This window comes from Acrocarpospora phusangensis (assembly GCF_016862995.1).
GTDB classification, from domain to species: domain Bacteria; phylum Actinomycetota; class Actinomycetes; order Streptosporangiales; family Streptosporangiaceae; genus Acrocarpospora; species Acrocarpospora phusangensis.
Genome location: NZ_BOOA01000005.1, coordinates 139,952 through 163,537, shown reverse-complemented (window position 1 = coordinate 163,537; position 23,586 = coordinate 139,952). Strand labels below are relative to the sequence as shown.

Here is a 23,586-nt window from a genome sequence, read left to right as displayed (position 1 = left end):
CGGCGGCCACCCTCTCAGTCGATCTCGCGGTCCCGACGCCACAGGCCGAGTCGTTGCCACAATGTCCGTTCAGGCGGGCCTGTACGCGCGTCCGGGAGCGGGGGCGGTGGGGTCCACGAGTGACCGACCTGGTCGAGTTGCGCCGTGATCCAGGCACGTCCCTCCCGACCGGCGGTGTTCCAGGTCCAGCTCATCGGCCGCTCCGCCATCGCCCGTTCCCGGCTACCCAGTGGCCTGTTCCTGCGGGTGGGCGGTTGAGCGACCCCGGGCAGGTTGTGGCAGAGGTCAGCCAGGAACCAGATGCGCTCCAGATCGTCGCCCGGCGAGGCCTCCCCGTTCTCACGCCGGGCGGATCTGGAGAGGTAACGGATCTCCATCAGCGCCATCGACAGCAGCAAGGCGGCCGCCCTACGGTCGTCGATCTCAGCGACAGCGCCCCGGCTCATCTACGCGACAATAGACCGTCATCACGCACCTCATGCGCGACGGTCGGCCGGAGCGAAAGATGCTCAAGCGTCCCGTCTATCGAACCCCGACACAGTTTGAGATGGACATCGAGTGGCGTATTACCTCAGGTTCTTCTGCAGGGCGGGTGAGCAAGTTGGTCAGGCCGCGATGGAACGGCTGCTTGACGAGTTGCTCGACTCAGGAGATCCCTTGCTTGGGGAGTGGCACGGGCCGTTCGTTGACGAGGTGGCGGCCTCCGGGTTGGCCACGAAAGGGCCCGATGGTCAGGCTCGCGCCGATTGGCTGACGCTGGAAATGCACGCAGGTGTCGCCTTCATCGCCGAGTCGGTGATAGAGGTCGATCCGGATTGCGAGTACGGCATCTGGGGTTGTGACCTGCTCGCTACGATCACGCTCAGCGGGGACAACCCGGACGGGGTTCTGGTCAAGCGGATCTGGGCGGCGCTGGTCAAGCTCTGGTCGGCCGTCCCTTGCGATGATATTTCGGGCTTTGAGATTGCCAGTGATGCCCCTGAAGTCATCTCGTGAGCCCACGACCTGTCGGCGTGACGGCGGCTGCGGACGGGGCGGTCACACGAGTTGGATGACGTGTTTGCCGCGGACGCCGCCGGCCTCCAGTGCGCGGTGGGCGGCGGCGATGCCGGCGAGGGGGTGGACGGTGTCCACGACGGGGCGGATGTCGCCGTTCTCTGCGTATCGGGTTAGCTCGGCGAACAGTTCGTGGCCGGGGTTGCCGCTGAAGAAGCGCACGCGCTGGGAGCCGTGGACGGCTGAGCCGAGGATGTAGGAGAGGCTGGTGAGAAGGTTCTCGAGATCGAAGGCGATGGCGACCATGCGTCCGCCGGGGGCCAGGAGCCGCCGGTAAGCGGGGTGGTGCGTGCCGACGGTGTCCATGATGACGTCGAAGGCGCCCAGTCCGGACGGGTGGGTCGTGTGGTAGTCGAGGACTTCGTCCGCGCCCAGATCGCGTACGAAATCGAGGTTTTTCGGGCCCGCGAGCGCGGTGACGTGAGCGCCGAACAGCTTGCCGATCTGGACGGCGACGCTGCCGACGCCGCCGCTGGCGCCGCGCACCAGGAGGCGCTCGCCGGCCTTGAGATGGGCCTTGTCGCGCAGGGCGGTGATCGATGTCGTACCGCCCGCGAGTAGGGAGACGGCCTCCACCATCGTGAGGTCGGCCGGCGCGGGGGCTGTCTGCCGGGGGCGGACGGCCACGTACTCCGCCACGCTGCCGAACTTCCGGCCCAGGATTCCCCACACCCGCTCCCCCTCCCTCAGCCCGGCCACCGAGGGCCCGACCTCGGCGATCTCGCCGGTGAAGTCGATTCCGGTGCGCTGGGGGAAGCGGCGCCCGGTGACCAGCCGGAGTTTCCCGGCCCGGCCGGCCAGTTCGCCACCGTTGACGCTGGCCGCGTGGACGCGTACCAGAACCTCGTCGGGTTTGATCTGCGGCACAGGAACCTTGCCCTCGTAGAGCACATCCGGGGGTCCGTACCGGTCGTAGAGGGCTGCGCGCATCTGGTTCACAGGCTCGTCCTGTTCTTCTCGAGAGGGCGTTCTGTCCGCTCGTCCCAAGCTAACGTCGTAAACGGACGACATCGTCCACTTAGGCTAAAGTGAGAGATATGCCTGCTCAGCGCTCTCGGAACCCAGGCCAGATGCCCGCCTCCGCCAATGGGACCCCTCCGTCTGCCGCGGGCTCAGCCCTGCGCGCCGATGCCCGGCACAATCGCGACCGCATCCTCGAAGCCGCCCGCGAGGCGTTCACGACCCAGGGAATCGACGTGCCCCTCACGACGATCGCCCGCCGTGCCGGAGTCGGCGCCGCCACCCTCTACCGGCGGTTCCCCAACCGCGCCGCTCTCGTCACCGAAGCATTCGCCGAACAGCTCGCCGTCTGCGTCGCGGTCCTCGACGAGGCGCTGGAGGACCCCGACCCCTGGCACGGGTTCTGCTCCGTGATCGAGAAGCTGTGTACGATGCAGGCCACCGATCGAGGTTTCACCGACGCGTTCCTCTCACAGTTCCCCGACGCCTTCGACTACGACCGTGAACGCGTCCGCGCCGAGAACAGCCTCGCCCAGCTGGTACGGCGCGCCAAAGACGCCGGGCGGCTGCGCCCCGACTTCCACCCCAGCGACCTCGTCCTCCTGCTCCTGGCCAACAGCGGCATCGTCGGAGAGTCGAAGCAGGTCTCACTGGCCGCGTCCCGACGCCTGGTCGCCTACTTCCTCCAGTCCTTCCAGGCCGGCCACACCGAACCCCTCCCCCCGCCCGCCCCGCTGGGACTGCAGCACATCCACCAGCCGCAGTAACGGCGTCGCCTACCTGCACGCCGGGCTCGGCGTGGACTCCGGTGATCAGCCCCGGGCTAGGGCCAGAGCCGACGATGGATCCAGGAGGAATCGTCGCGTACGTACTGAAGGCGGATGTGACAGCGTTCGCGGTTGGCCTGCCAGAATTCCACCTCGTTGGCGCGGACGGCGTAGAGGGTCCAGTCTTGGGCGACGAGGTCAGGGGTGGCGGCGATCTTGTTCTGGGCTTCCTCGACTGCTGTGGCAAGCTCGCCGGGATCGGTCAGGATCTCGGACTGCCGGCCGGCCAGCGCCTCGGCGCGGGAACCCGGGGAGCGGGCCAGGAAATCGGCGGCGCTTCGTTCGGGGCCGGTCGGCTGTACCGGTCCCGACACGCGGATCTGGCGGCCCTGACGCGGCCAGTAGAAGTTCAATGCCGCATGGCCGTTGACGGCAAGCTCCCGGCCCTTGCGACTGGCGCGGTTGGCGGCGAAATACCAGCAGCCGTCCACATCGATGTCCTTGCAGATCAGCACCCGCGAAGACGGCCGCCCGGCGGCGTCGGCGGTGGAGAGGGTCATCGCGTGCGGCTCGGGCACACCAGCCTCGATCGCCGCTTTCAGCCAGTCCACGAACAGCGCGACCGGGGAAGCGGGCGCGCTATCGACGTCGAAGACGGGCAATTCGTCTGCGAACACCGGCAATCCGCGCAGCAGATCCCGGATCGAGCCGGTTTCGGATCCCCTACCTGCGACCATGTGTCACGCCCCCGCCTATCTCCATGATCGTTTCATCCACCGCTTCGGCACGCCCTGATCAGCGGCCGCCAACCGACGAAATTAACATCGATCCACATCTTGTTCGGCGCCGGGCATCCCCCGATTGCTGGACCTGGGTAATTGCTGGACCTGGGTAAAGGCCAGCCCCGGATCCCGGAGACAGTGCTTCGGGACCCGGGGCCGGGTGGTGCGGCTTGAGTGACGTGCGATTGTCGATGGCGCTCAGCCGACGACCTGGCGGGTTTCGCACTCGCTGGCGGCGGGGTCGGCCGAGTCGACGTAGAGGGCGTCGGTGCCGGCGCCGCAACTGAGGTCGGTGCTGTCGGCCTCGGGGGTCACGGTGTAGTTCGGGGGCGGGCCGGGGACGTACGCGTAGAGAATGTCGTCGCCGGGGCCGCCTCGCATCGCGTCGCGGCCCTTGCCGCCGAGGATCTGGTTGTTGTTCTCGTTGCCGCGCAGGGAGTCGGCGAAGTCGCTGCCGGTCAGCGTCTCCACGTCGCTGTGGATGTTGTCGGCGTCGCCGTTGGCGTCCCGGCCGTCGTCGGCGTCGTTGCCCGCCTGGGTGCCCAGGTCGACCAGCACCCGGCTGGTGGCGCGGGAGTAGTCGGCCGTGTCGTGGGCGCCGGGACCGCCGATGAAGGTGACGCGCGAGCTGCCGGGGTCACGGCCGCCCTGGTAGGTGTCGATGCCGTCGCCGCCGCGAACGGTGGTGGCGATGCCGAACGCCTGCGGACCGCCGACGGTGAACTTGTCGCTTCCGCCGCCGAGGTTGACCTCCAGCTCCCTGACCGGGCAGTGCACGTTCTTGTCGTTGATCTGGGTGCACCCGGTCCCGGCTGAGATCGAGAGCGCGGCGCTGGTCTCCAGCACGATGATGACAGTGCCGCCGTGCATGACTTCGATGGAGTTGGCGGCGTTGCCGGCGCCGTTGTAGACGACCTTGTTGCCCACCACCTGGACGGTTCCCCCCACAGTCGCGGCATGGCTGGGCCCGGCCAGAGCGCCGACCATGGCGGAGCAGGCCGTGGCCAGCAGCGACAGGCGGACCAGGTTCTTCTTCATACGCATGTCAATGTCCTTTATCTGTGATCTTTGGCGGAGGCCTCCCAACGGGTCACGCCGTCGAAAGGCCTCTCTCGGTTTCACCCGGGCAGTACCGCGCGGTGCGGACGCGGGTTCCGCAACCGGCCAAAGGACACACAACAGGCGCCGCCAGCGCCCAGATAACGATGATCTTCTACCCTGGAGTAGATCCGTGAGATAGCACTGGTGGGATCTGCAGTGCTTTCCGACAATGACGTCCGTGGAGATAGCCGTCTTCGTCGCCCCGGTGCTGATCTACGTGGTCGTGGCTCTCGTGTCCGCCCATCTCGTGCTTCGTCCCATACGGGCGTTGGAGCAGGATCTTCGGCTGTTCGAGCGCGCGGAACGTCTGGGCCGCGTCTCACGCGCGGAACGGCAGGCGCTGGAGCGGGTCAGGGCCGTCATTCAGGAGTCCAACGCGGAACTGATCCGCGCGGGCAGGCGGCAGGCGTGGTTCTTCTTCGCCCTCGGGCTGCTCGCGTCGGTCCCGGTCGGCATCATGGTCAATTACATCGACTGACCCTGCGAACGCGGCCCGCTATCGAGGGGTCAGAACGCAGAACTCGTTGCCGTCGGGATCGGCCAACGCCACCCGGCCTTCCCCGCACTGGCCGAAGTCGATTCGAGTCGCTCCGAGGGAGATGAGACGGTCGACCTCCGCCTGCTGATCACCGTCAGCATGGGGAGCGAGGTCGAAGTGCAGCCGGTTCTTCCCGGTCTTCAGGTTCAGCGGCGGACCACCCCAGGTGATCTTCGGACCGCCGTGCGGCGACCGGATCGCGGTCTCCTCGTTCTGATCCCAGACCAACGGCCAGCCCAGCGCTTCGCTCCAGAAGTACCCGACCTCCTGCGTACCGTCACACGAGACCGCCCCGATGAATCCGCATTCGGCGAGGAAGTTGTTGCCCGCCTCGATGACGCAGAACTCGTTGCCTTCGGGGTCCGCGAGCACGACGTGCTCCTCCTCCGGCAGCTGCCCGATGTCGATGTGCCGCCCACCGAGTTCGAGCGCCCTCGCCACCGTCTCCTGCTGTCCCTCAAGGGACGCGCTGGTCAGATCGAAGTGCATCGGGTTCGGCCCGGCCTTCTTCTCCTCCGTCGGGAGAAACCGGAGCCGGAACCCGGTGTCATCGTTCGGCAGGAGCACGACGCCGTCTTGGGGGTCGTCGGCCAGCTCCCAGCCCAGAACACCTGCCCAGAAACGAGCGATACCGAGTGGGTCGTTCGCATCGAAGCAGAGCGCGACGAGTTGAGGAGCCATCCCGAATCTCCAAATCTGCTGACTCACGAGCGCAGTCAGGACACGCCGTCCTGGCGCACGACGGAGCCACGCTAGCCCGCCCGCCAACGACGACGCCAACGAATTTAGGCCGCCGACCACGCAGGTCACGATCCCGCGAACATCCCGTGCCGGGATTACCTGCGACGGGCTTCGAGCGCGTCCAGAATCAGGTCCAGACCATAGCCGAACTCGCTCCTGTGGTCGTACCCCGGCCGCAGGGCATGGTCGACGATCATCTCCCTGAGGTACGGCAACTCGTCCGCCGGCAGGTGCTCGAGGATGTCACCGGCCACATCCTCGACATCGTCTCGTGTCGTCATCGGCAGGTTCGCCTCCTGGAGGACGAACCCGCCGACGTAGCTGTCGATGAGCGAGACCGCGTGCGCGGCCATCGCCAGCGTGAACCCCGCCTCCCGGAGGACACCGAGGACGGCGTCATGATGGCGCAGTGTCGCCGGCCCCGGGTTTCGGCGGGAGTCCATGAGGCCGAGAGCCCAACTGTGCTGCGACAGGACGGAACGCGCGGAGGAAGCGCGCGCCCGGATCGCATCCCGCCAGTCGTCGTACGCGACACCGGGTAGCTTGATCGCCGCGAACACCATGTCGACCACACCGTCCAGAATCGCGTCCTTGTTCGTCACATGGTGGTAGAGCGACATCGCCTCCACGCCCAACTCCTGCGCCACCCGCCGCATCGTGATCGCCTCCACGCCCCCACGGTCAGCGACCCGAATCGCGGCTTCCAGCACAAGACCCCTGCTGAGCGGTTGCGGTGGCGACACGACGACTCCGGACTTCGAGCGGGTTGACAACCTTACAAGCGTAAGCCAGCCTTACACACGTAAGTCGCCTTACAGATGTAAGCCAGCACGCCCCCCACCGAGGGCGAGAGAAGGGAGATCCCATGCCGATGCCGAGATGGTGGGGACACGTGAACAAGAGGCTGTTCAACCCTCGCGCGATCGCGAGCGGAACATGGCCGGTGCTGATCCACGTCGGTCGCACCTCTGGCACGACATACCGCACACCGCTCGACGCGCACCCCGTCGACGGCGGCTACCTGTTCGTCCTCGTGTACGGCTCACGCTCCGACTGGGTGCGGAACGTCCTGACAACCGGCAGCGCACGACTCCGCGTAGACGGAAGCGAGGTAGAACTCACGGCCCCACGCCTCGTCGGCGAAACCGAGGCCTTCCAAGCCCTTCCCGCCAAGGTCGCACGCCCACCGAAACTGCTCCGCATCACCGAATTCCTCCGCATGGACCAGGTCTCCGAGGACCACCGGCGACAGGATCCGCCCAACTGAGTGCAGGTGCTCCCACGCCGAGCCGGGCGCGCTATCTACCGGGGCGCATTCCGCCGAGCAACCGGATCAGTTCGGCGCGCAGGGTCGCCGCGTCGCCCACGCGGTCGGTGATGACGGCCTCCGCCGACCCCGACTCCAGCACGGCCCGGTACGCCTGAGCGCCCTCCTCGGTGCGGGTGACGATGACCCGGCGGCGGTCGGCGGGATCGCGTACGCGGGCGATGTGGCCGTGGCGTTCCAGTCGGTCGAGCACAGGGCGGATCGTCTGTTCCTCCACGTATGCCCTCGCGGCAAGCCCGCGCTGCGTGGACGGTCCGTCCTCCAGGGCGTGCAGGGCGAGGAATCCGGCGTGGGTCAGGCCGACGCCGGCCAGGACGGCGTTCCACTCCTGCTCGACCAGCCGGGCCGCGGTCAGCAGGAGCCGTCCGGTCGGCCAGTCGGTGAAATCGTCCACATCTCCGATGCAACCATGGCGGAGGACCGCACGAAGGCACACTAAGGGTACTTAGTAATCTGGAGGCGCGGATGCTCGGGCGAGTGGGCACGTGGATCACACTGGCGGTCTGGCTGGTCGTGTTAGCCGGGGCCGGCATGCTCAGCGGCAAGTTGAACGACGTCGAGAAGAACGATCCGACGTCGTTCCTGCCGGGTTCGGCCGAATCGACGCTGGTCCAGCTGGCGCAGCGCGACTTCGCCGACGGAGCGCAGGTTCCGGCGATCGTCGTCTTCGAGGGTCGTACGGTCGCGGATGTGGCGGCGTTGATCCCGCGGTTGGAGGCTGTCGCGGCGGGGCGGCCGTCGCCGCCGATCCCGTCGAAGGACGGGGCCGCGGTTCAGGTGGTCGTGCCGCTTGACGGGCGGGACTACGACGCGCTGACGCCTGCCGTCCAGCGGGTGAAGGAGATCGCCGGGGAGGGCGCGCACGTGACCGGGCCCGCCGGGCAGTCGGCGGACGCCATCGAGGTGTTCGGGTCGATCGATCTGACGCTTCTGATCGCCACGTCGGCGGTCGTGATCGTGGTGCTTCTGGTCACGTTCCGGGGGCCGTTGTTGTGGATCATCCCGTTCTGCTCGGCGGGGGCGGCGCTGGTGCTGGCGCAGGCGGGGACGTACCTGCTGGCGAAATATGCCGGGGTGACCGTCAGTGGGCAGAGTGCGGGGATCCTGCTCGTGCTGGTGTTCGGCATCGCCACCGACTACGCGTTGCTGCTGGTCGCCCGCTATCGCGAGGAGCTGGTCCGGCACCAGGACCGGCGGGCGGCCATGGCCGTGGCCCGCCGCAGGGCCGCGCCGCCGATCGTCGCCAGCGCGGCCACGGTGATCGCCGCGCTGCTGTGCCTGCTGGCCGCCGAGCAGAACTCCTCCCGGGGGCTCGGCCCGGTGTGCGCCGTCGGCGTGCTCTGCGCGCTGGCGGCGATGCTCACCCTGCTGCCCGCCCTGCTCGTCGTCCTGCCGCGCGGGGTCTTCTGGCCACGCGTCCCCGCGTACGGGAGGGAAAAGACGGAAACGGACACCGTCTGGGGGCGGATCGGCCGCTCCGTCGCCCGGCGCCCGCGCGCGACGTGGCTGGTGACCACGCTCGTCCTGGGCGGCCTGGCCTGCGGCCTGTTCGTCATCAAGATCGGGCCGCTGGCCGAGGCCGGCACCTACCGCGGCACCCCCGACTCCGTCATCGGCGCCCAGCTCCTCGAAAAGCACTTCGGCACCGCGCAGGACGGCTCCCTCGTCGTGATCGGCGATCCGCGAGCCGCCGCCGCGATCAGGGCGGACCGGGGCGTCGCCGCCTTGACGGACCCCGTCCCGCGGGGCGATCAGGCGCTGATGACCGGCGCCCTGCGCGACGCTCCCGACAGCCCGGCCGCGTACGACACGGTCAAGCGGTTGCGCGAGATCGACGGCATCCAGGTCGGCGGCACCACGGCCGTCGCGCTCGACTCCGAAGTGGCCTCGGCCCGCGACGCGAAGCTCATCATCCCGCTGATCCTGGTGGCGATCGGCCTCATCCTGGGCATCCTGCTGCGCGCCGTGACCGCGCCGCTGGTGCTGATCGCGACCGTCGTGCTCTCGTTCGCGGCCACGCTCGGCGTCAGCGGTCTGGTGTTCACCGAGATCTTCGGCTTCACCGCCGTCGAGACGGGGGTGCCGCTGCTGGCGTTCGTGTTCCTGGTGGCGGTCGGCGTCGACTACAACATCTTCCTGATCACCCGGACCCGCGAGGAGACACCGGCGCACGGCACCCGCGAGGCGGCCCTGCGCGCGCTCGCCGCGACCGGCGGCGTGATCACGTCGGCGGGCGTGGTGCTGGCGGCGACGTTCGCCGTCCTGGGCGTGCTCCCGCTGGTCGTGCTCACCGAGATCGGCTTCCTGGTCGCGTTCGGCGTCCTGCTCGACACGTTCGTCGTGCGGTCGGTGCTGCTGACCGCGCTCACGCTGGACCTCGGCGGGCGGATCTGGTGGCCCGGCGGGCTCGCCCGTTCCGACCGCCGGTCGTGACCAGGCGGTGAGGTCAGTCGAAGACGACGACCTGACGCCCGATCACCTCGCCCCGGCCCAGCGCGTCGAGCCTGTCGTTGATCTCGTCGAGCCTGAACGGTGTGACGGTGTGCTTGACCCCGCCTTGGCCGGCGAGGGCGAGGATCTCGGTGAGGTCGTTGTAGTTGCCCCAGAAGGATCCGGAGAAGATCCTCTCCCCGGAGACGAACGGGAAGATCGGGACTTCGAAGTGCTGGCCCATCAGGCCCACCGACACGAGTGCTCCTTCGGCGGCCAGGAGCGAGGCGTTGAGTTCGAGCGACTGCGGAGCACCGGAGCAGTCCAGGGCGGCGTCGATCTCGCCGCGGCCGGTCAGCTCCGCGAGTTCGGCCCGTACCTGGCCGGAGGTCTTGCCACGGGTGTTGATGGTGTGGTCGGCGCCGTTCTCCCTCGCCACCGCGAGTTTGTCGTCGCTGCGGGTGAAGGCGACCACGGTGGCTCCGTCGCCGAGCAGCCGGGCGTACTGGACGCCGTAGCTGCCGAGCCCGCCGATCCCGCTGACGACCACCGTGCGCCCCGGCCCCAGTCTTCCGGTGGCGCGGATCTTCTTCATCCCCCGGTACGGCGTCAGCCCGGCGTCCACCAGGGGCGCCAGATACTGAGGCTCCAGACCCATGTTCGGGTCGATGCGGATGAGATAGCGGCTGGGAGCCGTGACGTACTCGGCGAAGCCTCCGGGCGGCCCGAAGCCGATCCACCCCCCGCTTCCCGTGCACAGCTGCTCGTTGCCTTCGTGGCACTGCCGGCAGGTGCCGTCGCCCCAGGCGGGATGCACGACCACCAGATCCCCCTCCGACAGTCCGGCCGACGCGGGGACGTCCGCGCCCAGCCGGGCGACCCGGCCGGCCACCTCGTGGCCGGGGATGTAGGGAAACTGCAGTTCGACCGGGAAGTAGCCGTCGATGAGCTGGTAGTCGCTACGGCACATTCCCGTGGCCTGGACTTCGAGAAGAACCTCGTTCGGGCCCGGTTCGGGAACCGGTACCTCGTCGATCCGCAACGGCTGCTTGTAGCCGTGCATCCGCGCTGCGCGCATCATGACGCCTCCCTAATCCTGGGCGGATCGTAAGGACGTAAAGGTTCGCTTATAACTCAAAATAGTGGCAATCATTACAAAGCAGACGAAACGGTAGGCAATCTAGGCTTTGCTTTCCCCCGAGTCGTCGGGGTGGCCGGAAAGGCAGCGTCAATGTCCAGCGCGCAGTTGTACGACACCATCGGAGCCAACTACACCGCGACACGGCGTACGGAACCTCGTATCGCCGCCCAGATCTGGGCCGCGCTCGGCGACGCCCGGACCGTGCTGAACGTCGGGGCGGGGACCGGGTCCTACGAGCCCGCCGACCGTTACGTCCTCGCGGTGGAACCGTCGGCGCTCATGCGTTCGCAGCGCCGTCCGGACGCGGCGCCGTGCCTGGTCGGATCCGCGGAGAGCCTGCCTTTCGATGACCATTCCTTCGACGCCGCGATGGCGGTCGCCTCCATTCACCACTGGCAGGACCCGATCGCGGGACTGCGTGAGATGCGGCGGGTCGCCCGCCGCGTGGTGGTGTTCACGCACGACACCAGTGACGCCGGATGGCTGCATCGGTTCTGGCTCACCCGCGACTACCTGCCCGAGGTCGCGAACCTGCTTGCCGGCCGCCCTTCGGTGACCGAACTCGCTCGCGCGATCGGAGCCCGGCTGGAGCCGGTGCCCATCCCGTGGGACTGCGCCGACGGCTTCTTCGAGGCCCACTGGCGGCGGCCCGAGGCGTATCTGGATGAAGGAGTCCGCCGCGGGGTATCGGTCTGGGCCAAAGTCGGGCCGGACGCCGAGCAGCGCGCGGTGCACAGCCTCGGGGATGACCTCGCATCAGGTCGGTGGGCCGAACGCAACCGAGAGCTCGTCGATCTCGACACGGCCGAGCTCGGCCTCCGCCTGCTGATCACAAACTAATTTCAAATGATACCGTATCAGGTGAGAAGATCCGAGGTAATATGGCCTCATGACCGCTGACACCCCTGACGGAACCACCACCGATCGCCCCGGGGAGGCCACGCCCTTCGCTCTTGGCCTGCTGCTGCGCCAGGCGCACTGGCGGGCGGCCGCGGTGATGACGGAGGCGATCCGGCCGCTCGGCATTGAGTTGCGGCATTTCGCGGTGCTGATCGTGCTGGTCGAGCGCGGGCCCACGGTTCAGCGGGACCTGGCGGCGGCTACGGGGTCGGACAAGGCGGGAATCATGCGGGTCGTGGACGATCTCGAGCGGATGGGCCTGGCCGTACGCAAGATCGTCCCGGGAGACCGGCGGGTGCGCGAAGTGGAGATCACGCCCCAGGGCGCCGAACTTTTCGCGGCGGCCCAGGTGGCGGCGGAGCCGATGTCCGAGCGTCTGGTCGCCGAACTGAAGCCCGGCGAGGCCGAGCAGCTGATGGATCTGCTGACCCGATTCGCCTACCCCTCAGGCGGAGAGGCGTAAAAGGCCTGGTCCTGTACGTGTGACCTTCCTCACCATGCTGCGAAATAGTATTGGATGATACCGTCACGAGTGATACGGTCGTATATGTAACAACTTGAAGACGTCGCGCAGAGGGGGTTAGCGATGTTGGATGTGTACGAGGCGGTCACCAGCCGGCGGGCAGTGCGCGGATTCACCGACCAGCGTGTCCCGAGGGAGGCGCTGGAGCGCGTGCTGTCGGCGGCGGCCTGGGCGCCGTCCGGATCGAACCTCCAGCCGTGGCACGTCTACGTGCTGACCGGTGCTCCCCTGGCCGAGCTCAAGAAGCGCGCGGGCGAGCGCCTGGCCGCGGGCGACCCCTGGGACGAGCGGGAATACGAGATGTACCCGTCCGACCTGAAGTCCCCGTACCGCGAGCGGCGATCCGCCTTCGGTAAAGAGCGCTACGGCGCGCTCGGCATCCGGCGCGAGGACTGGGAGGCGCGCCAGCGGGCCGCGTCCGCGAACTGGGACTGCTACGGCGCTCCCGCGGCCCTGTTCTGCTACATCGACAAGGACCTGGGCCCGCCCCAGTGGGCCGACGTCGGCATGTACCTGCAGACGGTCATGCTGCTGCTCCGCGCCGAAGGGCTGCACAGCTGCCCGCAGATGGCGTGGGCGAAGTACCACCGGACCGTGGCGGAGATCCTGTCGCCCCCCGACGGGCTCATCCTCTACTGCGGCATGTCGATCGGCTACGAGGACGACACGGTGAGTTACGCCCGCACGTGCAGGGCGCCGCTCGACGAGACGGTCATGTTCGTCGGAGGTCAGGCACGGCGATCACATGCGGCCTGAAGGCCGCGCCGCACCCATCACCTCACGAGGAGAGACATGACCAGCCCGTTCCGCCTCGGCGGCGACCTCGCGATCGACCGGATCGGCTTCGGCGCCATGCGCCTGCCCCAGAACAATCCGGGCGAACCGGCCCGCGACGCCGAGTCCGGCCGCGCCGTCCTGCGCCGTGCCGTGGACCTCGGCGTCAACCACATCGACACCGCCGACTTCTACCGCAGCGAGGACCACTCGGTGCGGGCCAACACCCTGATCCGCGAAGCCCTGGCCCCGTATCCGTACGACCTGGTCATCGCCACCAAGGTCGGCCCGATCTTCGGTCCCGGCGGTCCCCGCCAGGCCACCCCCGCGGAACTGCGGCTCCAGGTCGAAGCGAACCTCCAGAGCCTGGGCCTGGACCGCCTCGACCTGGTCTACCTGCGCATCGGCAGGAACGAGCCCCCGCACGGCGAATCGCTCGCCGAACGCTTCGAGGCGCTCGCCGCGCTGCGCGAGGAGGGCCTGATCCGCCACCTGGGCATCAGCAACGTCGATCTCGGCCATCTGACCGAGGCTCGGACGATCGCTCCCGTCGTGGCCGTCCAGAACAACTTCCACATCACCAACCGTGACGAGACGGCCGTCCTGGACGCCTGCGCCCAGGACGGTATCGCCTTCGTCCCCTTCTTCCCCCTCGGCGGCGGCAGGGCCGACACCGACGACCCCGGCCTGGTCAAGGTCGCCGGACGGCACGGCGCCACGGTCTACCAGATCGCCCTCGCCTGGCTGCTGGCCCTGTCCCCGGTCACCCTGGCCATCCCGGGCACCGGCTCCGCGGCCCACCTGGAGGAGAACCTGGCCGCCCGGTGGATCAGCCTCACCGAGGAGGACCTAGCCGACCTCGCCTGATCGCGAAATCGGCCCCTTCCCTGCGCAGCGGCCCCCGGGCGCGCCGTGGTGAGAGAGGACGAACCATGAGGATTACCTATCGCCGGAGACCGGCCCCCTCGGCTCTCGACGGCGTCGGCGGGGCCCACTGCCCCATGACGGGCGGCGAGAGCCTGGTGGGCCTGCGCGCCCTCCCCCGTCCCGTGGCCGTGGTGGTGGGCGGCGGGGGCGTGCTCGGGGCCGCGCAGGTCGGCGTCGGGTACGCGCTTGAGCAGCGAGGATTCGTCCCCGACCTGATCATCGGAACCTCGGTGGGCGCCCTCAACGGAGCGATCGCGGCCGCCCATCCCGGCCAGGCCGCACCCTGGCTGGATCGGGTGTGGACCCACGCGCGCCGCCGCGAGGTGTTCCCGCTCGGCTACCTGTCCTCGCGGGCCAGCATCTGTGCCGATCGCGGCCTGCGCAGGCTGATCGCCCAGGCGGGGCTGCCGTCGCGGATCGAGCAGCTGGAGGTCCCCTTCACCGCGGTCGCCATGGACTTGTCCACCGGCGCCCAGGCGCTGCTCGACCACGGAGATCTCGAATCCGCGCTGCTGGCCAGCACGGCCATTCCGGGCGTCCTGCCCCCGGTGGACCGGGACGGCCGGACGCTCGTCGACGGCGGAGTGATCTCCTACGTCCCGGTGCGGGCGGCCCAGGAGGCGGGGGCGGCCAGCGTCGTGGTGCTGTCCATCGGACCGGCCGGTTGGCCGCTGCGCCCCACCGTGCCGCCACGCCGGGCGGGCGCGGTCGCCGCCAGGGCGGGGCTGCTGCTGTGGCACCACCAGATCGAGCGTGACCTGCTCGAGGTGTCCCGCCGGATTCCGACCGTCGTGCTGCCGACCGGCATCGAAACCTGGCCCGCGCCGTGGGATTTCCGGCATTCCCGGCGGCTGATCAATACCGCCTGCCTCGCCGCGGGCCGCTTCCTCGACGGGCTGCGCATCAGCGGGCCCGGTCTCTATGGGCTGGACGGTCCTCCGGCCACATCGCCCGTATCGGAGGTGGGTCGATGAGCACCATCGCGTTCCTCAACATCGCCATGCACGGGCACGTCAATCCGACGCTGCCGGTCGTGGCCGAGCTCGTTCGCCGTGGCCATTCCGTCACGTACCACACCTCGCCCATGTATTCGGAGCAGATCGCGGCCGCCGGTGCGACCGTGCGCCTCTACCCCGGGGGCGACCAGCCGCTCCCCGACCCGCCGACGCCGGTCACGATGCTGGACGGCCTCGCGCGCACCGCCGTCGGTCTCCTGCCCGCCGTGCTCTCGGATCTCCGTGACGTACGGCCCGACCTGATCGTCCACGGGGCGGCCTGCCCCTGGGGCGCGGTCGCCGCCCGCGAACTCGGGGTGCCGGCGGCGGCGTTGTTCACCACGTTCGCGTTCAACCGGTACGCGCCGAGCCCCACCCACGCCTCGTGGGATCTGCTGGCCGCGGCCGCGATCCGGCCCCGGAACGTCCAGCGCTACCTGCGGTCCCGGTGGGGGTTGCACCGCCGCTACGACACTCGTGGGCTGCCCCTGCTCGACCTGGCGAACGTGCGCCAGCCGCTCAACCTGATCTTCACCTCGCGCGCGTTCCAGCCCCACGCCGACGCCTTCGACCGGTCGTTCAGGTTCGTCGGCCCGAGCCTCGGCGCCCGTCCGCCCGTCCCGTTCCCCGCCGGCCGCCTGCGAGACCCCGTGCTGTACGCCTCGCTGGGCACGGTCTTCAACGCCGGCCCGGGGTTGCTGCGCACTTTCGCCGCCGCGCTCGCACCCCTCGGCGGCACGGTGATCGTTTCCACGGGGGCGACCGATCCGGTGGCGCTGGGCCCGCTGCCGGACAACGTGTTCGCTCACCGATTCGTCCCGCAGCCGGAGGTGCTGGCCCGTGCGGCGCTGTTCGTCACGCACGGCGGGATGAACAGCGTGAACGAGGCCATGTACGCCGGGGTCCCGATGCTGGTGGTCCCCCAGGGCGCGGACCAGCCGCTGGTCGCTCGGCGGGTTGCCGAACTCGGCGCCGGCCTGTCGATCCGTACGGAGGACGCCACCGTGGGGGCCGTGAACGCGCTTGCCCGGCGTCTGCTGCACGAGCCGTGCTTCCGGGCCGCGGCGGCCACCTTGCGGATCGCCCAGCGGGAGGCCGGCGGTTATCTGCGCGCCGCCGACGAACTCGAGAGCTACCTGCGCCGGGTCGGCCGGAGCGGGCGGCGGGCCATGGCGAATTCGCCACGGGAGCGGTGAGCGATGTCGTCCGTCGTCGGCGTGCTGCTGCTGTTCGCCGGGCTGTCCGAGGCCGCCGGGCGCATCCTGCCCCTGGTGGCGCGCCGGCCCACCGCGTCCCGATCCCACGCGATCATGCTCCTGCTGTCGGGTGCGGTGGTGGAGGGCGTGGTGTTCGCGCTGTGGCCGCTGACCGCGTGGACCCTCGCCGAGCTGGCGCTGCCGGGTCCGCAAGGAGTCGCGCTGGCCTGGACACCCGGCCGGGTGGCCCCGCTGCTTCTGGCCGCCGTCCTCGCGTTTCCGCTGCTCGGGCCACTGCTGCACCTGCTGCTCCTGATGGGGGTCGGGATCGGGCTCGTCGGCCCGCTGGCCGAGACGACGGGGTTGGGCTGGTGGGCCGCCGCAGGCTGTGTGGCCGTCGCCGGAGTCGGGCTCGGCACCGCCATCGAGATCGTCCGGCGGCTGGTCATGCAGATCAGCGGCACCAGGCCACCGGCGCTGATCGCATGATCGAGTTCCCGCTCTTCGCCCTGCTTCTCGGTCCGGTCCTGCTCGCTGAGGCGTTGCTGGCCCGGCACGAGGTGCTGGTCTACACGGTCGGCTGGCGGACGCCTACGACCGAGCTGCCCAAAGGCATGCCGTACGCGCGGGGTGCGGAGCCCGATCGTCCTCCGGCTGCCTATCTGGTCTATCTGGACGGCATCGGGAAACGTCGTTTCCGGGATACCCGGGACGGGGGGCAGCTGGTGAAGGCGCTGATCGCGGGGGCGCCGGAGTTGCGGGTGCTGGGTCAGGTGCAGCCGTACTCGCCGCTGGCGGATCCGCTCGGCAACCGGCCGGTGTGGAAGTGGATCCGCCGCCGTGTCGGGCTGCTGCTGTTCCTGCACAACGTGATGCAGATCTTCGTCGCCGCCGACCGGCGGTACCGTCCCCTGTACAACCGCGCGGTGGGCGCCCAGATCGCGAACCAGCTGCGCCTCGCCGGTTACGAGCCCGGCAGCGGCCTGCCGGTGGTGCTGCTCAGCTACAGCGGGGGCGCCCAGGTCGCCACGGGCGCGGTCGAGGAACTCCACTCCCAGCTGCGCGCCCCGGTTCTGCTGATCACCATCGGCGGGTTCCACAACGGCGCCAACGATCTCACCCACGCCCGTCACCTGCACCAGCTCACCAGCGCCACCGACTGGATCGAGCGGCTCTGCATCTGGATCTTCCCGCAGCGCTGGCGGCTGTTCCGCGGCAGTGGATGGAACCGGGCCGTACGCGCCGGAAAAGTCACCGTGCACCGGCTCGACCCGGCCACCCACATGGGCCGGCACAGCTACATCAGCCCGGAGGCGCGGCTGCCCGACGGCCGCACTTACCTCGACCACACCGCCGACACGGTGATCGCGCTCATCCGCGCCTGACCGCGGGCCGTGCGGCGAGTACGGCCGCGCAGGCGGCGAGGACGAGGCAGGCGCCGATCACTCCCAGGATGAGCGGCCACGGCACCACGAGGGGAACGTCCGCGGCCATGGCCGTGGCGAAGGCGCCTCGCATGCCCAGCAGCGCGGGCAAGGCCACCACGAGCCCCAGTCCGGTGCCGAGCAGCACCACCAGCACTGACTCGGCGGCCACGGTCCCGAGCACCTGCCGGCCCGTCGCGCCGGACAGGCGCAGCACCGCGAGGTCGCGTACGCGCCCGGCCGCCGACATCACCATCGTGTTCACGAGCGCGACGCCCGCGTACGCCGTGGACACCGCGACGAGGAGCACGGTGGCGATCCACACCAGCCGGTCCTCCTCGGCGTCGGCCTCCGCCGAGTAGGTGGGGACGTCCACCACGCGCGCCCCCGGGCCCGGCGGCGCGGGAACGCCCGCGACGTACGCCTCCGTGGCCAGGGCCGCGGCGTCGTGCCGCCTGAGCAGTTCCCGGGAGAGCAGCACGTCGGCGTCCGCCTCCCGGACCACGCCGCCCACCGTCAGCGACGCGGAGGTGCCGTCCTCGAACGACACCGGCAGGGCCGAACCCGGCCGCAGCCCGCGATCCTCGGCCAGCCACTCCGCCACGAGCACCTGATCGTCGCTCCGGAGCGCCTCCAGCGAGCCGGACACGACCTGGGCGTCGCCCGCCCGTTCCAGCAGTTCCGAAGTGGCGCCGATGGCGCTCAGTGGGTCGCCGTCCGGCTGGTACACAGCGCTGAACAGGGACGACTCCGCGCCTGCCGCCGACGCCGCCGCGTCCGTCAGTCCCGGCGTGCCGTCCGGCACGATCACCGTGTCGGCCCGGATCGTGGTGGCGCGCACCGCGGCGAACCCCGCGGCGGTCGTCTGCACCATGCCCGTGATCAGTACCGCGCAGCCCACCGTGATCAGCACCGGCGTGGCCGTGGCCGCGGTACGGCGGACCGCCGTCAGCGCGTTCTCCCGGACCAGCATCCCGGTCGCGCCCCGCCCCCGGGCGAGCGGCCACGACACCAGTCGCGCCACCGGCGGCACGACGGCGGGCGACAGCAGCGCCAGCCCCGCGATCACGCCCATCGCCGCGAGCAGGCCCGACATCACGAACGGATCCGAGCCGTCCGAGGCCGCCGCGTCGGCCGCCGCCGCCAGGCCCAGCGCGCAGCACGCCGCCCCGGCGATCCACCGCACGCGCGGCATCGGACGGTCGTCCACCTCGGCTTCCCGCAGCGCCTCCAGCGGGCGTACCCGCGCGGCCCGGCGAGACGCCGACCACACGCCCACCAGCGTGACGAGCACGCCCGTCGCGAACGAGCCCGCGAGCGGCAGCGGCGAGATCCGTACCGCGAAGCCCGGTGGCTCGAAGCCGGCCGCGATCAGCACGTCTCCCAGCACGGGACCGAGCAGCGCGCCGGCCGCCGCTCCCGCCGCCGTCGCGATGACGCCGACGATCAGCGCCTCGCCGTACACCATTCGCCGCACCTGGCGTGGTGTCGCGCCGACGGCGCGCAGCAGGCCGAACTCGCGACGCCGTTGCGCCACCCCGACCGCGAATGTCGTACCGACCACCAGGGTCGACACGAAGGCGGACAGCAGGGCCATGCCCGTGAGCACCTGGAGGCCGATCCAGCGGGTCCGCTCGTGCTCCCGCGTCTCCAGGACGCTGCGCCCGTCCCCGGTGTGCGCCCCGCCGGCCACCGCCCGCGCGGCCACCGCGACCGCGGCGATGTCCGCGCCCGGCTCGGTGACCAGGCCGATCGCGCGCACTCCCCCCGAGAGGCGGGCCGCTTCCGCGTCGCTCAGGTACACACCAGGCCCGTCAACCGTGCCGGACACCGTGTACGTCACCGGCCCGTGCACGGTCAGCACCGACACCCGCTCCCCCGGCACCAGCCCGAGCGACCGGTCCAACACCGCCTCCCCCGCCCGCGGCGCGACCCCCGCCGTCAGCGTGTACGGCGCCAACATCGCCACCGACCACGCGTACCCCCGGTCGCTCACAACCGGCCTGCCCCCGATGACCGGCTGCGCATAGAAGGTCCGATCCGGTACGACATGCGCCACCCCAGGGATCTCCCCCAGCCGTTCCGTCAGCGACGCGACCGCCTCCGGCGACCACGGACGATCCGGGGCGAAACTGCCTTCCCCTCGCTCGATCATCGGCACCGACACGAACACGGGCGTCCCCGCCAGCCGATCCGGCACCCGCGCCCCGGCCGAGGCCAGCGCCAGCACGCTCATCGACACCATCGCCATGCCGAGGAACAGCACGACGAACCCCCCGGCGAAGGAGGGCCATCGCTCCCGCAACGTCGCGAAGGTCATCACGCGGCTCCCTCCAGGACGGCCATGCGGCCGGCGACGGTCTCGGCGGTGACGGTGCCGGAGTACTCGTCGACCACGCGCCCGTCGGCGAGGAAGAGCACCCGGTCGGCGTAGGAGGCCGTCACCGGATCGTGCGTCACCATGATCATCGTCTGTCCGTGGTCGTCGACCAGGCCGCGCAGCATGCCGAGGATCTGGCGCGACGCCCTGATGTCCAGCTGGCCGGTCGGCTCGTCGGCGAACACCACGGCGGGCTTGGTGATCAGCGCCCGCGCGATGGCCACCCGCTGCTGCTCGCCGCCGGACAGGCCGCTGGGCCGATGCCCGGCGCGGTCCGCGAGGCCGACCTCCGCCAGCGCCGCCCGGACCAGGCCCGGCGGGGCCGCGCGGCCGGCCAGGCGCAGCGGCAGCGCCACGTTCTGCTCGGCGGTGAGCGCGGACACCAGGTTGAACGACTGGAAGACGAATCCCACCCGCTCGCGGCGCAGCAGGGTCAGGCCGTTCTCGCTCAGCGAGCCCAGGTCGGTGCCGTCGATGACGACCGTGCCGCCGGTCGGCCGGTCCAGGCCCGCCGCGCAGTGCAGCAGGGTGGACTTGCCGGAGCCCGAGGGCCCCATGATCGCGGTCAGGGTGCCCGCGTGGAAGCTCGCCGTCACGCTGTCGAGGGCCTTCACCGTGTGGGTGGCGGTGCCGTACAGGCGGCGGACTTCTCGCAGCCGGACGGTCTCCTTGTGATCCATGCCGTCCAGGAAAGCCGCCGGTGCCGGGGTGGCGCATTGGCGCTGGGGCGAGAGCGCGGGGTAGACCCAGCACTACCGCGCCCGTGTGGCCTGATCGGTTAACGTCGGGGGGTGCTCGCGCGTACCGCCTTGGCGGCGATAACCCGGCGGCCGGCGGCGTTCCTCCGCTCGTCGTGGCCCTGGCGTTCGCTGGCGTACCTGCTGTGCAGCGCCGTCCACGCGGTGGCCGCGTGCGTGACGATCTACGCGGCGTACGCGTACGGCGTCGGCCTTGCGACCGCGGGTGCGGTGCTCGCCGTGGCGGTGCTGACGCTGCCGGCGGCGGCGTTCGAGCGGTGGCGGCTGCGGCTGGTGGACCGCGCGCCCGCGGGCGACCCGCACGTGAAGCCGCCGCGGCCGGGTGTGCGGGCCTGGCTCGCCACCCGGCTGCGCGAGCAGGCGACCTGGCGGGAGCTGGGGTTCACGGTGGTCGCGGTGTCCGTGCTGTGGCTGATGGACCTGGGGATGGTCTCGTCGGCGCTCTGGCTGCCGCTGCTGCTGATGTCGGGGCCGTTCCAGCCGAGCATGACCCCGGTGGACGGCCTGCCGCTGTTCGCCGCCGGGCTGCTGCTGATCCCCCTCTTCGCGTACCTGGTGGCCGCGTGGGCGGGATGCCGGGCGTTGATCACGCGGGCCGTGCTCGCGCCGGGCGACGCGGAGATCATCCGCTCCCGCGCCCGGCTGGTCGACGCGTTCGAGGCCGAACGCCGGCGGATCGAGCGCGACCTGCACGACGGCGCCCAGCAGCGGCTGGTCTCCCTCAGCATGAAACTCGGCCTGGCCCGGCTCGACCTGCCGCCGGGGTCGCCCGCCGAGGCGCAGCTCGCCGAAGCCCACGAGGAGGCCAAACGCGCCCTGGCCGAACTGCGCGAGCTGATCCGGGGCGTACACCCCCAGGTGCTCACCGACCGGGGCCTCGGCGCGGCCGTCCACGACGTGGCGGGCCGCTCCCCCGTCCCCGTCGACGTGGACGTCTCGCTGCCCGGCCGGTTGCCGGCGCCGATCGAGGTGACCGCGTACTACGTCGTCTCGGAGGCGATGGCCAACATCGCCAAGCACAGCCGGGCCCGGCGCGGTTTCGTGTACGGCCGCCTCCACGACGGCGCGCTGGTGCTTGAGGTCGGCGACGACGGCGTGGGCGGCGCCGACCCGGCGGCCGGATCCGGGCTGTCCGGCCTCGCCGACCGCGTCGCCGTGACGGACGGCGTGCTGACCCTGTCCAGCCCGCCCGGCGGGCCGACGTCGCTCCGTGTGGAGATCCCGTGCCCCCGCTCCGAATAGCCCTCGCCGAGGACGGCGTACTCCTCCGCGAGGGCCTCGCCGGGCTCCTCGACCGCTTCGGCCACGAGGTCGTCGCCTCCGTCGGCGACGGCGAATCCCTGGTCGCCGCCGTCGCCGAACACACCCCCGACATCGTCGTCGCCGACGTGCGCATGCCACCCGCCTTCACCGACGAGGGCCTGCGCGCCGCGCTCACGCTGCGCGCCGCCCACCCCGGCCTCGCCGTCCTGGTCCTCAGCCAGTACGTCGAGCAGACCTACGCCGCCGAACTCCTCGACTCCGACGGCGGCGCGGGCATCGGCTACCTGCTGAAAGACCGGATCGGCGACGTACGCGAGTTCGTGGACGCGGTCGAGCGGGTCGCCGAAGGCCACACGGTCGTCGACCCCGAGGTGGTCCGGCAACTCCTCAGCCGCCGCCGCGGCCCCCTGTCCCGCCTGACCCCACGCGAACGCGAGGTCCTCGGCCTGGTCGCCGAGGGCCGCTCCAACGCCGCCATCGCCCGCCTCCTGGTGGTCACCGAGGCCGCCGTCGCCAAACACATCGCCAGCATCCTCACCAAACTCGACCTGCCCCCCGCCGGCGACGACCACCGCCGCGTCCTCGCCGTCCTCACCTTCCTCCGCGGCTGACCGTCGGCAGCCGACGCGCGGCGATCCCGACCGTGGCTAGATCGGGAAGTGGCCACGGCGCCAGTGCCAGTGGCGGCCGGCCTTCAGGTGGTCGATGATCGCGCGCTGGAGCACGGTGCCGCGCGGCAGCTGGTCGAGCGGCGTGGTCAGGCTGCGGAACACGAACCGCAGTACCTCGACATCGCAGTCCAGCCCTTCCGGCTCCTCGTACGGCTCCAGCTCGAACCTGCGCTGGAACCGGACGATGTTGGAGTCGTCGGGCAGGTACTCCCGCAGCTGCGGGTCGAGCAGCCACGAGCCGCAGGCGAACGCCGTGTAGTGCTCGTCGGGAAAGTGGCGCGGGAAGAACGCGCGGGCCTCGTCGAGCGACGCGGCGACCGCCTCCGGGGTCAACGGCCCCGAGTCGGGGATGTGCAGGTCGATGGCGGCGCCGCCGCGATGGAACTGCAGCCGGCCCAGCTCGTAGACGCTGCCGCGCGCGTGCAGCGTCAGCCAGCTCTGCATGACCGGCCAGCCCTCGCGCCGCATCCGCCGGTCGATCGCGAGGTTGCGGCCCAGGTCCGCGAGGCTCACCCACGTCACGGCCTCGGCGACGCCGTGGTCGCGGTGGTACGCCGTGACGACGTCGATCAGGGCCAGGTACGCGTACACGTAGAGGTGCCGCCAGGCGGGGCCCCGTTCGCGCGGCAGCTCCGGGCCGGGCGGCATCCAGACGTGGCCCCCGAGGTCGGCGCGGACCAGGGCGATCGAGCGGTCGAGCAGCCAGCGCAGCTCCGGGGTCCACAACGGAGAGTCCGGGTCGGGCCAGCCCTCCATGATCTCCGCGGCGTCCTCCGGCCGGACCGCGAGCCGGCCCAGGATCGCGGGCGCGTCTGCTTTGGCGGGCAGCGAAGCCGATGGCCGGTCGGCGGCGAGCCGGTGCACGCGGTCGATTTCCTCGACGGGTACCCCGAGCCGGGCGGCGGTATCGTCCAGATCCACACGAACGATCA

Annotated in this window: 26 protein-coding genes; 15 read left to right on the top strand and 11 right to left on the bottom strand. The window is 70.6% G+C overall.

Annotated elements, in window-relative coordinates:
* Positions 1-14: 14 nt before the first annotated feature.
* Entirely contained in the window at positions 15-446 is a 432-nt protein-coding gene (locus Aph01nite_RS04885; protein WP_204039515.1) for a hypothetical protein, read from the bottom strand.
* 112 nt (positions 447-558) lie between these two features.
* Between Aph01nite_RS04885 and Aph01nite_RS04880 the strand changes: the two genes are divergently transcribed.
* The gene (locus Aph01nite_RS04880) at positions 559-996 is read left to right on the top strand and encodes a hypothetical protein (RefSeq protein ID WP_204039514.1); all 438 of its coding nucleotides are present in this window, start codon (positions 559-561) and stop codon (positions 994-996) included.
* Positions 997-1,038: 42 nt separating this feature from the next.
* On the opposite strand, the gene Aph01nite_RS04875 is transcribed toward Aph01nite_RS04880, so the two are convergent.
* A complete protein-coding gene (locus Aph01nite_RS04875; protein WP_204039542.1) occupies positions 1,039-1,986 on the bottom strand; it encodes an NAD(P)-dependent alcohol dehydrogenase in 948 nt (315 codons plus the stop codon).
* Positions 1,987-2,093: 107 nt separating this feature from the next.
* On the opposite strand from Aph01nite_RS04875, the gene Aph01nite_RS04870 reads away from it, so the two are divergent.
* The gene (locus Aph01nite_RS04870; protein ID WP_204039513.1) at positions 2,094-2,783 is read left to right on the top strand and encodes a TetR/AcrR family transcriptional regulator; all 690 of its coding nucleotides are present in this window, start codon (positions 2,094-2,096) and stop codon (positions 2,781-2,783) included.
* Between the two features lie 56 nt (positions 2,784-2,839).
* Here the strand turns inward: Aph01nite_RS04870 and Aph01nite_RS04865 are convergent, their stop codons facing one another.
* On the bottom strand, positions 2,840-3,520 hold the full coding sequence (locus Aph01nite_RS04865) for a pyridoxine/pyridoxamine 5'-phosphate oxidase (protein WP_204039512.1): 681 nt from the start codon (positions 3,518-3,520) through the stop codon (positions 2,840-2,842).
* 243 nt (positions 3,521-3,763) lie between these two features.
* Positions 3,764-4,609, bottom strand: coding sequence for a hypothetical protein (locus tag Aph01nite_RS04860; protein ID WP_204039511.1), 846 nt, complete (start codon positions 4,607-4,609; stop codon positions 3,764-3,766).
* Between the two features lie 235 nt (positions 4,610-4,844).
* On the opposite strand from Aph01nite_RS04860, the gene Aph01nite_RS04855 reads away from it, so the two are divergent.
* Positions 4,845-5,144, top strand: a complete 300-nt coding sequence (locus tag Aph01nite_RS04855; protein WP_204039510.1) for a hypothetical protein — start codon at positions 4,845-4,847, stop codon at positions 5,142-5,144.
* 18 nt (positions 5,145-5,162) lie between these two features.
* On the opposite strand, the gene Aph01nite_RS04850 is transcribed toward Aph01nite_RS04855, so the two are convergent.
* Both Aph01nite_RS04850 and Aph01nite_RS04845 read right to left on the bottom strand, forming a co-directional pair.
* Positions 5,163-5,885, bottom strand: coding sequence for a VOC family protein (locus Aph01nite_RS04850; protein WP_204039509.1), 723 nt, complete (start codon positions 5,883-5,885; stop codon positions 5,163-5,165).
* Positions 5,886-6,040: 155 nt separating this feature from the next.
* Positions 6,041-6,688 (bottom strand): TetR/AcrR family transcriptional regulator C-terminal domain-containing protein, encoded by a 648-nt coding sequence (locus Aph01nite_RS04845; RefSeq protein WP_204039508.1) that lies wholly within the window; start codon positions 6,686-6,688, stop codon positions 6,041-6,043.
* A 149-nt stretch (positions 6,689-6,837) separates the two neighbouring features.
* Between Aph01nite_RS04845 and Aph01nite_RS04840 the strand changes: the two genes are divergently transcribed.
* Complete coding sequence (locus Aph01nite_RS04840; RefSeq protein WP_239161396.1) at positions 6,838-7,212, top strand: nitroreductase family deazaflavin-dependent oxidoreductase; 375 nt, start codon at positions 6,838-6,840, stop codon at positions 7,210-7,212.
* Positions 7,213-7,243: 31 nt separating this feature from the next.
* On the opposite strand, the gene Aph01nite_RS04835 is transcribed toward Aph01nite_RS04840, so the two are convergent.
* Positions 7,244-7,666, bottom strand: a complete 423-nt coding sequence (locus tag Aph01nite_RS04835; protein ID WP_204039506.1) for a MarR family winged helix-turn-helix transcriptional regulator — start codon at positions 7,664-7,666, stop codon at positions 7,244-7,246.
* Between the two features lie 71 nt (positions 7,667-7,737).
* On the opposite strand from Aph01nite_RS04835, the gene Aph01nite_RS04830 reads away from it, so the two are divergent.
* Positions 7,738-9,705, top strand: coding sequence for an MMPL family transporter (locus tag Aph01nite_RS04830; RefSeq protein WP_204039505.1), 1,968 nt, complete (start codon positions 7,738-7,740; stop codon positions 9,703-9,705).
* Positions 9,706-9,718: 13 nt separating this feature from the next.
* On the opposite strand, the gene Aph01nite_RS04825 is transcribed toward Aph01nite_RS04830, so the two are convergent.
* Positions 9,719-10,783 carry an NAD(P)-dependent alcohol dehydrogenase gene (locus tag Aph01nite_RS04825; RefSeq protein ID WP_204039504.1) on the bottom strand — a complete coding sequence of 355 codons (1,065 nt, stop codon included), beginning with the start codon at positions 10,781-10,783 and terminating at the stop codon, positions 9,719-9,721.
* A 150-nt stretch (positions 10,784-10,933) separates the two neighbouring features.
* Here Aph01nite_RS04825 and Aph01nite_RS04820 point away from each other — a divergent pair, with 150 nt between their 5' ends.
* From Aph01nite_RS04820 to Aph01nite_RS04785, 8 genes are all read left to right on the top strand, one after another.
* Complete coding sequence (locus Aph01nite_RS04820) at positions 10,934-11,683, top strand: class I SAM-dependent methyltransferase (RefSeq protein ID WP_204039503.1); 750 nt, start codon at positions 10,934-10,936, stop codon at positions 11,681-11,683.
* 49 nt (positions 11,684-11,732) lie between these two features.
* Positions 11,733-12,206, top strand: a complete 474-nt coding sequence (locus tag Aph01nite_RS04815) for a MarR family winged helix-turn-helix transcriptional regulator (protein WP_204039502.1) — start codon at positions 11,733-11,735, stop codon at positions 12,204-12,206.
* A 123-nt stretch (positions 12,207-12,329) separates the two neighbouring features.
* Positions 12,330-13,022 (top strand): nitroreductase, encoded by a 693-nt coding sequence (locus Aph01nite_RS04810; RefSeq protein WP_239161395.1) that lies wholly within the window; start codon positions 12,330-12,332, stop codon positions 13,020-13,022.
* A gap of 36 nt (positions 13,023-13,058) precedes the next feature.
* A complete protein-coding gene (locus tag Aph01nite_RS04805) occupies positions 13,059-13,907 on the top strand; it encodes an aldo/keto reductase (RefSeq protein WP_204039501.1) in 849 nt (282 codons plus the stop codon).
* A gap of 65 nt (positions 13,908-13,972) precedes the next feature.
* Positions 13,973-14,941, top strand: a complete 969-nt coding sequence (locus tag Aph01nite_RS04800; RefSeq protein WP_204039500.1) for a patatin-like phospholipase family protein — start codon at positions 13,973-13,975, stop codon at positions 14,939-14,941.
* Positions 14,938-16,158, top strand: a complete 1,221-nt coding sequence (locus Aph01nite_RS04795; protein ID WP_204039499.1) for a macrolide family glycosyltransferase — start codon at positions 14,938-14,940, stop codon at positions 16,156-16,158. Before Aph01nite_RS04800 ends, Aph01nite_RS04795 begins: the two co-directional genes overlap by 4 nt.
* Positions 16,159-16,161: 3 nt before the next feature.
* The gene (locus tag Aph01nite_RS04790) at positions 16,162-16,647 is read left to right on the top strand and encodes a hypothetical protein (protein ID WP_204039498.1); all 486 of its coding nucleotides are present in this window, start codon (positions 16,162-16,164) and stop codon (positions 16,645-16,647) included.
* Entirely contained in the window at positions 16,644-17,543 is a 900-nt protein-coding gene (locus tag Aph01nite_RS04785; RefSeq protein WP_204039497.1) for a hypothetical protein, read from the top strand. Before Aph01nite_RS04790 ends, Aph01nite_RS04785 begins: the two co-directional genes overlap by 4 nt.
* Here Aph01nite_RS04785 and Aph01nite_RS42030 read toward each other — a convergent pair.
* Together Aph01nite_RS42030 and Aph01nite_RS04775 are read right to left on the bottom strand one after the other, a co-directional pair.
* A complete protein-coding gene (locus Aph01nite_RS42030) occupies positions 17,530-19,902 on the bottom strand; it encodes an FtsX-like permease family protein (protein ID WP_204039496.1) in 2,373 nt (790 codons plus the stop codon). The two genes, Aph01nite_RS04785 and Aph01nite_RS42030, sit on opposite strands and share 14 nt — an antisense overlap.
* Positions 19,902-20,642, bottom strand: coding sequence for an ABC transporter ATP-binding protein (locus Aph01nite_RS04775; protein ID WP_204039495.1), 741 nt, complete (start codon positions 20,640-20,642; stop codon positions 19,902-19,904). The genes Aph01nite_RS42030 and Aph01nite_RS04775 overlap by 1 nt, the downstream gene beginning before the upstream one ends.
* A gap of 111 nt (positions 20,643-20,753) precedes the next feature.
* On the opposite strand from Aph01nite_RS04775, the gene Aph01nite_RS04770 reads away from it, so the two are divergent.
* Positions 20,754-21,962, top strand: a complete 1,209-nt coding sequence (locus Aph01nite_RS04770) for a sensor histidine kinase (RefSeq protein ID WP_204039494.1) — start codon at positions 20,754-20,756, stop codon at positions 21,960-21,962.
* Positions 21,944-22,594 (top strand): response regulator, encoded by a 651-nt coding sequence (locus Aph01nite_RS04765; RefSeq protein ID WP_204039493.1) that lies wholly within the window; start codon positions 21,944-21,946, stop codon positions 22,592-22,594. The genes Aph01nite_RS04770 and Aph01nite_RS04765 overlap by 19 nt, the downstream gene beginning before the upstream one ends.
* Positions 22,595-22,630: 36 nt before the next feature.
* Here Aph01nite_RS04765 and Aph01nite_RS04760 read toward each other — a convergent pair whose 3' ends face one another.
* Entirely contained in the window at positions 22,631-23,575 is a 945-nt protein-coding gene (locus Aph01nite_RS04760; RefSeq protein ID WP_204039492.1) for an acyltransferase domain-containing protein, read from the bottom strand.
* Positions 23,576-23,586 lie beyond the last annotated feature (11 nt).

Bases quoted from the DNA above. Each gene is read 5' to 3' on its own strand.
- Aph01nite_RS04820 (WP_204039503.1), top strand. From the start codon at position 10,934: ATGTCCAGCGCGCAGTTGTACGACACCATCGGAGCCAACTACACCGCG.
- Aph01nite_RS42030 (WP_204039496.1), bottom strand. From the start codon at position 19,902: ATGACCTTCGCGACGTTGCGGGAGCGATGGCCCTCCTTCGCCGGGGGG.
- Aph01nite_RS04825 (WP_204039504.1), bottom strand. From the start codon at position 10,783: ATGATGCGCGCAGCGCGGATGCACGGCTACAAGCAGCCGTTGCGGATC.
- Aph01nite_RS04865 (WP_204039512.1), bottom strand. From the start codon at position 3,520: ATGGTCGCAGGTAGGGGATCCGAAACCGGCTCGATCCGGGATCTGCTG.
- Aph01nite_RS04830 (WP_204039505.1), top strand. From the start codon at position 7,738: ATGCTCGGGCGAGTGGGCACGTGGATCACACTGGCGGTCTGGCTGGTC.
- Aph01nite_RS04795 (WP_204039499.1), top strand. From the start codon at position 14,938: ATGAGCACCATCGCGTTCCTCAACATCGCCATGCACGGGCACGTCAAT.
- Aph01nite_RS04805 (WP_204039501.1), top strand. From the start codon at position 13,059: ATGACCAGCCCGTTCCGCCTCGGCGGCGACCTCGCGATCGACCGGATC.
- Aph01nite_RS04870 (WP_204039513.1), top strand. From the start codon at position 2,094: ATGCCTGCTCAGCGCTCTCGGAACCCAGGCCAGATGCCCGCCTCCGCC.
- Aph01nite_RS04860 (WP_204039511.1), bottom strand. From the start codon at position 4,609: ATGCGTATGAAGAAGAACCTGGTCCGCCTGTCGCTGCTGGCCACGGCC.
- Aph01nite_RS04815 (WP_204039502.1), top strand. From the start codon at position 11,733: ATGACCGCTGACACCCCTGACGGAACCACCACCGATCGCCCCGGGGAG.
- Aph01nite_RS04810 (WP_239161395.1), top strand. From the start codon at position 12,330: ATGTTGGATGTGTACGAGGCGGTCACCAGCCGGCGGGCAGTGCGCGGA.
- Aph01nite_RS04885 (WP_204039515.1), bottom strand. From the start codon at position 446: ATGAGCCGGGGCGCTGTCGCTGAGATCGACGACCGTAGGGCGGCCGCC.
- Aph01nite_RS04850 (WP_204039509.1), bottom strand. From the start codon at position 5,885: ATGGCTCCTCAACTCGTCGCGCTCTGCTTCGATGCGAACGACCCACTC.
- Aph01nite_RS04775 (WP_204039495.1), bottom strand. From the start codon at position 20,642: ATGGATCACAAGGAGACCGTCCGGCTGCGAGAAGTCCGCCGCCTGTAC.
- Aph01nite_RS04785 (WP_204039497.1), top strand. From the start codon at position 16,644: ATGATCGAGTTCCCGCTCTTCGCCCTGCTTCTCGGTCCGGTCCTGCTC.
- Aph01nite_RS04875 (WP_204039542.1), bottom strand. From the start codon at position 1,986: ATGCGCGCAGCCCTCTACGACCGGTACGGACCCCCGGATGTGCTCTAC.
- Aph01nite_RS04800 (WP_204039500.1), top strand. From the start codon at position 13,973: ATGAGGATTACCTATCGCCGGAGACCGGCCCCCTCGGCTCTCGACGGC.
- Aph01nite_RS04790 (WP_204039498.1), top strand. From the start codon at position 16,162: ATGTCGTCCGTCGTCGGCGTGCTGCTGCTGTTCGCCGGGCTGTCCGAG.